The following is an 11,195-nucleotide window of genomic DNA, read 5'->3' as shown; positions in this document are numbered from 1 at the left end:
CGTACATTTGGATGACCAGCACGGTATGGACAGCTAGCCCATGCTGGAGCTACCGAGCATCATCCGCCTTCAGTCAACTCTCAGTCCACCTACACCGTAATGGGCAGCCCCGCGGAGGGCGATGCAGGTAGTGGAACAACACTGCCCACCCCTACAGGCGCACAGCAAACCGGAATCGAAGTCGTCGGGCCCGTGCAATCAGATGGGCACAGCCAGATATGGCCACCCTTCCACAGTCAGCACACATGTACAATATCGATGCCCCAGACCTTATCCGGTCACCCGGTGACAACCATTTTAGCTAATTAGGCCCTCCCCACCAGCAGTAAGTGCTTTGCCCCGTTGTGGTCATGAACCCGGCACACCTGCGTGCAGCCTAGGTCCAGCTTCTTCCACAGCTGCCTAATGCTCCGGACCCCAACAAGGAACCCGCCGTAACGGAATTCTGCCTGGAGGCGCTCCGGCCCATAAATCTGCCCGGCGCGCACATGTGCGGCCTGAATCGCCACTTCTAAACGCACGGCCTTCTGAGCGCGTTTCGGAGAATTGGGGTTTTGACCAGGCAGGGTAGCCGCTTGGGGACACCAAAAGTGTCCTACACAACAGGATCTTGGCTAAATTGGCACCTCACACGCACAAGAATCGCCTAGACCTGCCTCCCATGTCTGTCGGTAACCATAGCAGAACACGGCAATGAGCTGTGATGCTCCACCAATCGGGATCGGTACCTTCATCCACGGCATTCACCTGGACGATTGTGAAGGGTGCCCCCTTCAGCTCACTACACTGCCAAAGTTTAGTATCAAAAACTATCCTCATAATTTTAAGGAGTTTGATAACAATTCTTACTGGCATATGTTTTGCTTTTTCCTGGCTTGCCAGCAAAAATTGGACGATGAATGATGATGTTGGGGTCTGGTTTGGCATACCACAATGGGCTAGTGCACCTACCACTTTTCGAGTAACCAGGTGATATAGGAAGACCTCTCTAATGTTAAAGAATAAAACGTGGTTAATTTTAGGCTATCGTATACTAATAGCAATCACGGTTCCTTTCGCGTTGTCGACTATCTTGGGATGCGGAGGGGGTGGAGAAAACAGTCCCTTACCATCTAGTCTCTCCACAACACCGTCTGCTGAAGCAGGCTCCGCCTCCAGAGAAGCGGACTCACCATCATCAGATGTAGCGTCCCTCCCTGATGAGTTACACGCCGGTGATGCAGAGGCCCCAGAAGATGCACTCGCTCTCACCCCTGATGCAAGTTTGACTGCTGGCTCTGCTGAGGAACCAGCAGCAGATAGTCCTCCGCCACAAGCCCCTACAGGAACCCCTCTGGTAGCTTTAAATTCAACGCCGTCGGGAGCCACGGCGGAAGTGACGTGGCAACCAAGTACAGATTCAAACGTGAATGGCTACTACATATACTACGGGAAACAATCTTCTGGAGAACCAGGAGTATGCTCCTATGAGGAGAGATATTCGGTTGAATCGCCCTCTGTTACGATTACGGAGCTTGAACCTAACACACCCTATTTCTTTGCTGTGAGTTCATACTCCAGTCATGAAAGTCCATGCTCGAACGAAACAGCTATAATAACACCACCTGCTAGAGCTTAGTATACATACCCAGTTGAAACCACCAACCATTATTCAGGGTAACGCAACATGAAGACACATGAACCACGGAATCTCTAATTGCAGTGGCCTATATCGTGCTCTTGCAGCCTCAAAACTCACAAAACATACCATACCAGGCGCTCACTAGCGCACAACCTCACTGTTGCGCGCTAAGCCCTGCAACATTGTTGAGAATAGTGCTCCTATTACGAGTACCGCCCTTCGTAGCTACCCGTAGAAGGCCGTCACCGTCTCAACCACCTCAACTTGCTGTTCCATCGTCAACTCCGGATAGATCGGAAGAGCGATCGTTTCTTTGGCCGCGCGCTCGGACTCAGGGAAATCCCCTTCCTTATATCCCAAATACCCAAAACATTCCTGGAGATGGAAGGGAACCGGATAGTAGATTTCCACCCCGATCTCCTTCTGCTTGAGGTATGCCACCAGCGCATCTCGTCGATCTACTCGAAGAATAAATTGGTTGTAGATGTGGTAATGATGAACACCTGATTCTCGATAAACCGGTGCTGGCAACCGTACCTTTGCCTTATCCAGGAGCCCGCTCAGCTTAAAGAGCTCTCCGTACCGGATCGCGTTTTTCTGCCGCTTTCTCGTCCATTCATCCAAATAGTTCAGTTTGATGTTGAGAACCGCAGCCTGAATCGTATCCAACCGAAAGTTTCCACCGATCAGCTTATGGTAGTATTTCGGTTTGCTCCCATGAACTCGCAAAATCTTCATCCGCTCCGCAAGCTCAGGATCACTGGTCACAGCCATCCCCCCATCACCTAAGCAACCCAAGTTCTTACTCGGGAAAAACGACAAACAGCCGATAGTCCCTATGCTGCAGGCCCGACGACCATCGCGGTATTCTGAGCCAATCGCTTGCGCTGCATCTTCAATAATGCTCAGTTTGTGCTGTTTGGCTACCTCCATGATCGGCTCCATATCAGCACATTGACCATAAAGATGGACTGGGATGATGGCTTTGGTTTTGGTCGTCACAACCTGGCTGATCTTGGCAGGATCAATATTATAGGTTATAGGATCGATGTCGACAAGAACCGGCTTCGCACCAAGACGAACAACAACTCCAGCCGTCGCAAAAAATGAATAGGGCGTCGTGATCACCTCATCCCCTGGAGCAATCCCGAGAGCCATGAGTGCAATCAAAAGTGCATCCGTCCCAGACGTGACTCCGACTCCATATTGAGATTGGCAGTAGGCGGCTATCCGCTCTTCCAACCTGCCCACATCGGGACCCAAGATAAACGCCTGGCTCTTAAAGATTTGTTCCAACGCCATCATGATTTCCTGGTGAAGCGGCTCATGATGTACTTTGAGATCAAGTAAAGGAACCCCCATGCAACTCCCCCTCCTTTGTGGAACACCAAGGAATCTTATGCGCGAGATTTCCCAGGGACAACCGCAGGCTGAAGGCTGAGAATCTTCCACATCGCGTCAACTCTGAGATCAGTTGGCTGTGAACAATTGAGGAATTTTGAGTCTTCATATCTTGATTTCTAGGTCCAAGCGCAACGCTACACGCCCGAATGGGCTAAAGGTGTTGCCATAAACACAACCTGCTATAGGCATTTATGTCTTGAAAAGCGAGTGACCTCCGAACTCCGGCCTTGCCCCAGTGGTGGAGGCCCCTGACATCGTGAGTATCTATCTCTCGACTACTTATGCTTCAATATGCCTAATAACATCGTTCCGAACCTAGCTCCATGTTCTCGGAGCTCTCTCCGGTTACCCGGATGGAATACAACATCCCTCATCATGTGATGAATGCATCTAGCGCTAATACCTATCGTGACAGTTGAAGTGCGAATGGATCAGATGCTTCTTGCTTCCTTAGAATAAGAAAGTCCAGGACCCCTTTCAAATACCCGATCCCGTAACTGATGTGCAGAATTGGGAAAACGATTGTCGACCACAGGCCACAACGGACACCTTTTTTAATGGCCACACTACTCCCAATACCGAGATCAACCAGGATATACGCAGTCCCACCAATTCCACAGAAGAAAGCCATGAGAGACGACCAGGGCGCTAATAGGGCCGTGACGAGCAACCACATCACAAAAGCTGATGGCACCAGTTGTCGCATCGTGACCACTGTCCCAAGCATACGTACAGCGAGCGGCTTATAGTAGCCATATTGGTAGTACATAACCCAAAGCTTCTTGAGGGAATCTCTGGCGGTATAGTAAGAGACGATCTCTGGGACAAGCAGAATCCGCCCCCCTCCCTTCGTGATCAATCGATGATTCAGCTCGTCATCTTGATTACGTACAAGCCGCTCGTCGAACAACCCGATCCGGTCAAACACTTCTCTTCGATAGCATCCAAACGGAACATGATCAACCCACTTTGGCTCGGTGACTCCTATCCTAAAATGCGAATTGCCGACTCCCCAAGGATGGGAAAGCCCAACAGCAATCGCGTGCGCCTTCGGACTTTCGTTGGCAGGTTGCGTGATGCAGACCCCACCGACATTGTCGGCACCACTTCGTTCTAGCCACTCGATCAACTTCGACACATAATCAGATGGATAGACAGTATGGGCATCCATCCGGATCACGATGTTCCCTTTTGCAGATTGAATACCGATATTGAGAGCGGCTGGAGTAATTCTTCGCGCATTCTCGAGGAGTCTAATCCAGGGGTATTGCTGACTGAACTCATCAACAATGTCTCTTGTTCTATCATCACTCTGACCATCGACAACCAACAATTCGAGCTGACCCTTCGGATAGTCGCTCCTAGCAACTGATTCTAAGCAAGAGCGGATCCCCTTTGCCTCATTCCTGCACGGGATAATAATTGACACGTGTGGTGATTGAACGTTTGTCATTTCCCCTCACGATCCGCCTATGGCCAAACATCAAACGGCAAAGACCTAGCTCACTGAAATATATCTAAACTCATCTGTGGATAAAGACCAGTCGCACAGGCGACAGATTAACGGCACCGCATGAATGTCCAACCTTGAACTCGTGGCATCCCTCCATAGTTCGCATCATAATATTTCTTAATGTGCGCTATTTTTCTGGCAAAGGCTTCGCTGGCTGGTTTACCCGTCCTCTGGCACGCCAGCTTGCCCTGTCCTTCTTCACAGGTAGGATCAGGAATATTCATTATTGTAGTGCCCATCGGCTGATATTCCCCGTTACGTTTTCACCTTACAAGATCCCAGGTGGCTAGTTGCGATCAGTGACTCCACCCGGTCTTGATCTCTCACTGTGAAGCCAGCTTTGGTCGAGCACGGGATCCAAGCTGCTCAGGCGAAATTCCTGCCACAGCTGCGAAGAAAGCATCTCCTGCATGGAGTATCCACCAAAACATCTCAGGAAGTCCCGAAATCGTTGTTCAAACCATCTCCGCCCGGCTCCTTGATAAAATCGAGTCGTAGGAGGAACAGGAATAGTAATCTCGCTGAGCTCTCGGATATCGAACTCATACGGATGGCAGTAAAATATGAACGGAACTTCCATCATGACCTTTCTCGCACAGTATCGACTTGCAAAACCCGGCAACAAACGATGGTACCCACCTCCACCTACCGGCCAATTTCGTCCGAGCACACGAAATGTCGGCAGTGGAGCCTCTAAAATACTGCTACCGGAACTGAGTTGCACCCGGACGGGGAGGACCGGCCAACCGGCGATCCCATAGCGAGGAAGTCGTGCCGGGACGATGCTCGAGTCATACTCGAATCCTGCCGCTGCAAGTACGTCGAGAGCCCACAGGGTCTCTCGGACAATGGAAAAATCTGGGGCACGATACCCTTTGATTGGCTTCCCCGTGATCTGCTCAAGAACGTCCTTGGAATGACGAATATCATCAAAAAACTCATCGGGAGACTGCCGGAAAACTTCCAGGTGTCCATGGCCATGACACGCTACCTCATGACCATCAGCCTGTATGTCTTTCACGACTTCAGGAAAGCGATCGGCAAACTTACCGAGGACGAACATCGTGGTTCTCACGTCCGCCTCACCTAGAATTCGGAGAAGGCGTCTGGTGTTCTGAGCCGCCCGTTCAGTAATTGGAAGACTCCGGTCCCAGGTTGACTGCGGCCAATCTTCCACATCAATAGAGATGACCGGTGTATTGTACTTCATCCCTTCAAACATACATAAAATTCCGTTCCCGCACTCGCAATTTACTGAATTCGGACGCCTGCAAATTTCGGCTTTTGACTAAAGGGCAAGAACCCTAATCTCCAGCTAAGTCGGGCTGAGTGCCAGGATGTGGACTCGTGCTAGCGCCACGATGGCCAGCTGCGCTGCAGTGGCGAGGCGTGACAGCGTACGGCGCGCATGCTAAATGACCTTTCCGACCGTATTGAGAACCAGAAACCGCATTCGCTTTGGTCGTGCCTCCGACAAATCTCCGGGTAAGGCCAGCTGCTCAGTGCACGTCACAGGGTGTCGGTCAGCACATTTCGCAGATTGCGCTGGGGCCTCGCACTCACGCTGCCAGGCGTACTCCGGCAGCCGCGTGATGGCGGCGTACAACTGCGAACCCAAATCGGCACTGATCGTAGAGCCGATCCCACGCGCTGGGGCCTCGCACCACGCCAGCACCGTCTGCTCATATAAGGCGCCGTCGCCTCGGACGAAGCGCTGCATGCTTCCCGGTAACAGGCTCGCAACGGCCCGCTCTAGAATTCGCACGTTACCTCACCCACTCGATGATTTCACACGCAATATAGGCACTCTGTGGAACGCCGAACCTCAGACGGTCGGACGCCACAGTGGGATCTTTCGGGCTCATGCTTAACCGGAGACGTAGGGGGAAATTTTAGGATCACAAAATGAATTAGGACCCAACTTAACGCTCTGCCCGAATTTCCAGAACCCCTCGGATCGCTACTCTTGCCCAAAATATTAAAGTTTTCAAGAAAGCGTTCGTTGGTATCTTGATGTGACCCCCTCGTACAACTCACCGATTCTTTTGCTCCACTGACCCAGCGAATGGTTCTCGATAACATACTGACTGTTCGCCTGGCCGAGGGAGCGTCGCTCATCTGCTTGCAACAATACGCCTTTCTCCATAAGCTCGGCCAGCATCTTCCAATCTTCCGTTGGAAACAACCAGGCCCCATTGGAGCGCCCATAGGTCTCCCGAGCTGCGGGAAGAGCAGAAGATATAACAAGCTTCCCTGCCGTCATTGCCTCCAGAACGGCGTAGGGCAAACCTTCGCTACGACTAGCCAAAACCAGTACATCGGTCACCTTCAATATAACGCTAAAATCTTCAACTGGATCAACAACTCGAAAGGCATCAGGACTGAGGGGGGATTTGTACCTTAATTGCGAAACAAACTCACGGGTTTCTTCTTTTCCCACGACAAGAAATTTGCAATTCGTAAACTTTCTGCCCAACTCTTCTGCAGCCTTGAAGAAAATATCGACACCCTTTCTCCGCGGACTCCAGCCCAGAAGCAAAAAAACCATGTCCTCACTCGAGAGGCCCAGGGTCTTTCGCGCTTCAGGTACAACTTCGCATTTATTAAAAAAACGTCCTATATTGACACCATTGTGGAGCAATATGGCTTTGTCAGGAGCCAGGCCCGCATCTCTGACGCTCTTGTACACTCCATCTCCAACGGCAATACAGTAATTCCCCAAGAGGTTGAGAAGTAATCTAATCTTCAGCACATCTTTGATGCTTTGCTTAACACTGCCTCCGCAGGGGTTATGGTAGTGCCAGACAATCCCTGAATTTTTGAACGTTGTATACTTAAGCAGAACTGTAGTCAGATCATACGTGAAAAAATGACTGTGTAAGACCAGCGGTTCCCGGCCCACTAGAAGGCTACGGATCGGTCCTGCAACATTCCTTTTGTGTGGAACAAAACCATATCCTATCCCCTCCGCATCCAAATTCGACAACCAACTCCGGTTCTTGGCCCTGTCCGGAAATATACAGAACGTGGCGACCTGCAATTTATCACGACAGTATCGGCTCAGGAACAAGAGCGAATCGATAAATGTCCCACCATATTGTGAGCCATAGTCACAGATGTGGCAGATGGTCGGGGTTTTCATGCAAAATCGCCCTTTCTCCAAATTAGAATTCTGTTTCGAGTAGGCACAGCTTAGGGAAGGTCTGATTAATTCAGTTTTTCGGCCAATGAACTTTCAAAACACCTGATATTTGACTGGCCCGCGATCGAAATTCAGAATAAATCAGACCTTCCTTAGGATAGACCTTCCTAACACCCGATTCCTCATCCACTATGCAACCTTCTAATGCCCAAACGTCAAGATAGGGTTCTCGAAGAAGCTGCACATTACAGTAGCGTTCACATCTACATACACTTCTGCAGATAATCAGAAAACACCACGACTCACAATTTCAACATTATTAGAATTTTACACTAAACCAGAATGGCACGAAACATGCTCTTATGAAATTCTGCATGGGGCTTCACCGCCTACCAAAAAAATAATAGGAAGACACAATTTTACACTGCCGTCAAGGAGATGAGGATGAGAAAACAACCGCATTACTTCCAACGCCGGTTCCTGTTCCCAATCTGTGCAGCGCCGCTTCTACTAGCTCTTCTAGGATCCGTGACGGCGCAAGCCGCGACATACTATGTATCGCTTTCTGGCAACGATTCATATCCGGGCACACAGGCTCAACCATTCCGAAACTTTGCGAGAGCCATCAGCCCACTTCGTCCTGGTGACACACTCTATATTCGTGGGGGAGTATGGACTCAACAGATTGATCTCCTAACGCCCAACAAGAGTGGGACGTCAGGAAATTATATCAAGATAGCAGGATACCCAGGGGAGACGGTCACAATTCGGTACGCTGACCCTTACGTCGCCTCTTATGGCCCGATAAAGTCTCGAGGAAATCGAGGGTACTTGATTTTTGAGAATCTTATACTCGACGGCAGCAACACCACGGAAAAGACCAACTGGCAAATTCGTGATGGCAACCACCATTTCATTCTTCGTAATATTGAAATCAAGAACTTCCGTGCATCAGGACTCTTTGTTCAAGCGAACGACATACAAGTCATCAATTGCAGCATCCACGATCAGCGTACCGTGGGGACGAGCCGGCATTACGGAATCTATTTCAATGGTGCTAATGGAGTAATCCAAGGTAACAGGATTTACAACAATCCGGGTGGTGGCGTTCACGCATATCCTGGCCCCATCTCGAATCTCATCATACGGGGCAATACCATTTACAATAACAGTACGAAACCGGATACGACAGTTGGGGGCATCCTCGTCTGGGGAAGCTCCTCGTCCAACATTAGCAACACTCAAATTTATAATAACCTCGTGTATAAAAACATCCCTTCAGTGTCCAACTCAACAGGTGGAATTCTCGTCGGCCCTTATACCAGCGGGACAAAGGTCTGGAACAACACTTTATATGGAAATAAAGGGAATGGACTGCAAATTGGGTTTAACTCTTTATTCGCCACGACTAAGTCCACAGTGGCTCAAAACAATATCAGCTACGGCAATGGCCAGGCAAACTATCTGAACGCTGGCACTAGCACAGTCTTTACCAACAACGTCACCACAGATCCGAAGTTTGTCAATGCCCCAGTCAACAACTTCCAACTTCAGCCGAGCAGTCCCGCCGCCAATAAGGGAGTTGTGTTGAGCAGTGTAAAAACTGACTATAGGAACCTCCCAAGACCCAAGGGTGCAACTTACGATGTCGGCGGGTATGAAAACTATTGAATATTTAGGGTTGGACAGTACCCGCTCACGATTTCTTGGACACGGTTATAGCCATATTGGACCAGGCCTGTGGTCGCGCCGCTGGGCGATCGCTGTTTCTGAGCCAACTGTGGGGGTCGTTTTTTGAGGGGCCACTTCACAAGCCACCCCCAACCCTCATTGATCGACCTGCTGGTCACGCGCCCTCCGAGGTGACCAGCAGGTCACAACGAACCTGGCGTGGTGAGCCGAACCGATGCCGCTCGACCAACCACTGCTCATTATAAAAACGGTAACCAGTCGAAATGATCCACGCCGATGAAGACCGTGACGGCTCCGTCCACCACCGTACTGGTCGCATCGATGCCCCACATCTGATTCGGGCGCTCGGTGGTAATCGTGCCATCGTGAACCCCAGTCCCACGACGCGCGGCACCCGGCTGGGAGCCAAGAGGTCGACCTGCCGCATGAGTCGGAGCACGCGGGGTTTGGACGTGCGAATCCCTTGCGCCCGCAGCCGCGCCCAGACTTTGCGATGTCCTTCCCCAAGAAACGGAGAAGTGGCCAGCACCGGGCGTGTCAAGTTTTCTGTGTAACTGATTGTGGTTAATCCCTGGTGGGCATGTAGTGCTCCCCTAAAATCAAGCCACCTGAGTTGATTGTTGGGCCCGATATTGGACGGGGCTTCGATAGCCCAGCGCTTGATGCGGGCGCTCTTCGTTGTACCACCGCAGCCAGTCTCGAATGACCCGCCGCGCCTCCTCAAACGTCTGGAACGCGTGCTGCCAGACACATTCCTCTTTGAGACTCCGAAAGAACCGTTCGATGATCCCATTCTGTTCCGGCGTGTACGGCGTGATGAACTCCTGCTGCAGCCGATAGTCTCGACAGGCTTGCCGGAACCGACGGCTCTGAAAGATCAGGCCATTGTCGCTGCGGAGGACCGGTGCGCCCACCGGACGCAAGGTCCCAAATCGCTGTAGGCACGCCGCTTCGACCGCCCGTTCAGCCTCCTTCGCCCGACTGCGCAAGGCAAACTCGTAGCCCATCACTTCCCGATCATGACAATCAATCACCGCCGCCAGATGCGCCCAGCCATCTTGTCCACAATCAATATGCGTCACATCCATGGCCCAACGTTCGTTGCTGCGATCCGCCCGACTCGTCCAGCCTTGCACGCGAGGACGTGGGGTGGAGACGCGTTGATGCACCAACCACCGTTTCTGTTTCAGCACACGATAGACGGCCTTCCGATTGATGCGGAGTCCGTCCCCGAATCGCAAGAGCACCCACAGCCGCCGATATCCGAACGTTGGATACTGTTGGATCAGCTGCCGCAATCGCTCCGTCCACGGCGGATCCGCCACAGAGCGTCGCCGGTCGCTCCCTGCCGTCCGAGGCAGGCCCGCGCGGCTGACACCGAGTACCTGGCAACTCCGCCGCTCCGAGACACCCGACACCGTGCCTCTCACGCGTCGGATGTCTTCCGGTCCAAAGGGTAGGGTTTCAAGGCCTCCCGTAAGATGTCGTTGTCCAGGACCAGATCGCCGATCTTCTGTTTCAACTTCTTGATCTGCTCGTCCTTAAGCGCCTCTTCGTCCCGTGGCCGAGTCCGAAGCGCGTTCTCCGCTCCCACCAGAAACTTCTCCCGCCAGTCGTCGATCTCGGCCACCGTCAGCCCATGCAGCCGGGCTGCTTCGGCCACCGACGTCTCTCCCTTCAGGAGACTGACCACCAGCGCCACGCGCCGTTTGGCCGTCCACCGTTCAATCGGTTCGGTTGTGTCTGTTGCCATCTCGCCACCTCCTCGGTCCGCTCAGGACCATGTCGTGAAGGTGGTCTCAATTTCAAGGGGTGCAGGATAC

At 51.8% G+C, this 11,195-nt stretch carries 9 protein-coding genes and 1 pseudogene; 2 read left to right on the top strand and 8 right to left on the bottom strand.

All coding sequences use genetic code 11. From position 1 onward, the window contains the following. Window positions 1-991 precede the first annotated feature (991 nt). Entirely contained in the window at window positions 992-1,618 is a 627-nt protein-coding gene (locus COMA1_RS22260; protein ID WP_090751333.1) for a fibronectin type III domain-containing protein, read from the top strand. Window positions 1,619-1,846: 228 nt separating this feature from the next. Here COMA1_RS22260 and COMA1_RS20150 read toward each other — a convergent pair whose 3' ends face one another. The 5 genes from COMA1_RS20150 to COMA1_RS20130 form a co-directional block, all read right to left on the bottom strand. Beyond that, window positions 1,847-2,983 (bottom strand): DegT/DnrJ/EryC1/StrS family aminotransferase, encoded by a 1,137-nt coding sequence (locus COMA1_RS20150; RefSeq protein ID WP_090751332.1) that lies wholly within the window; start codon window positions 2,981-2,983, stop codon window positions 1,847-1,849. Between the two features lie 445 nt (window positions 2,984-3,428). Further along, entirely contained in the window at window positions 3,429-4,478 is a 1,050-nt protein-coding gene (locus tag COMA1_RS20145) for a glycosyltransferase family 2 protein (protein ID WP_090751331.1), read from the bottom strand. Between the two features lie 346 nt (window positions 4,479-4,824). Beyond that, window positions 4,825-5,760, bottom strand: coding sequence for a polysaccharide deacetylase family protein (locus tag COMA1_RS20140; protein WP_090751330.1), 936 nt, complete (start codon window positions 5,758-5,760; stop codon window positions 4,825-4,827). Window positions 5,761-5,949: 189 nt separating this feature from the next. Continuing rightward, on the bottom strand, window positions 5,950-6,303 hold the full coding sequence (locus COMA1_RS20135; RefSeq protein ID WP_141654439.1) for a hypothetical protein: 354 nt from the start codon (window positions 6,301-6,303) through the stop codon (window positions 5,950-5,952). Window positions 6,304-6,525: 222 nt separating this feature from the next. Then, complete coding sequence (locus COMA1_RS20130) at window positions 6,526-7,680, bottom strand: glycosyltransferase family 4 protein (protein ID WP_090751328.1); 1,155 nt, start codon at window positions 7,678-7,680, stop codon at window positions 6,526-6,528. A gap of 444 nt (window positions 7,681-8,124) precedes the next feature. Here COMA1_RS20130 and COMA1_RS20125 point away from each other — a divergent pair, with 444 nt between their 5' ends. Beyond that, a complete protein-coding gene (locus tag COMA1_RS20125; protein WP_176698218.1) occupies window positions 8,125-9,351 on the top strand; it encodes a right-handed parallel beta-helix repeat-containing protein in 1,227 nt (408 codons plus the stop codon). A gap of 284 nt (window positions 9,352-9,635) precedes the next feature. Here the strand turns inward: COMA1_RS20125 and COMA1_RS20120 are convergent. From COMA1_RS20120 to COMA1_RS20110, 3 genes and pseudogenes are all read right to left on the bottom strand, one after another. Then, window positions 9,636-9,907, bottom strand: a pseudogene (locus COMA1_RS20120) (IS3 family transposase); the annotation flags it as partial. A gap of 64 nt (window positions 9,908-9,971) precedes the next feature. After that, entirely contained in the window at window positions 9,972-10,802 is an 831-nt protein-coding gene (locus COMA1_RS20115; protein ID WP_090751325.1) for an IS3 family transposase, read from the bottom strand. Continuing rightward, the gene (locus COMA1_RS20110; RefSeq protein ID WP_090747029.1) at window positions 10,799-11,125 is read right to left on the bottom strand and encodes a helix-turn-helix domain-containing protein; all 327 of its coding nucleotides are present in this window, start codon (window positions 11,123-11,125) and stop codon (window positions 10,799-10,801) included. The genes COMA1_RS20115 and COMA1_RS20110 overlap by 4 nt, the downstream gene beginning before the upstream one ends. Window positions 11,126-11,195: the final 70 nt, after the last annotated feature.

The sequence above is a fragment of the Candidatus Nitrospira nitrosa genome, from assembly GCF_001458735.1.
GTDB lineage: Bacteria > Nitrospirota > Nitrospiria > Nitrospirales > Nitrospiraceae > Nitrospira_D > Nitrospira_D nitrosa.
This window is presented reverse-complemented; position numbering and strand designations above follow the sequence as displayed.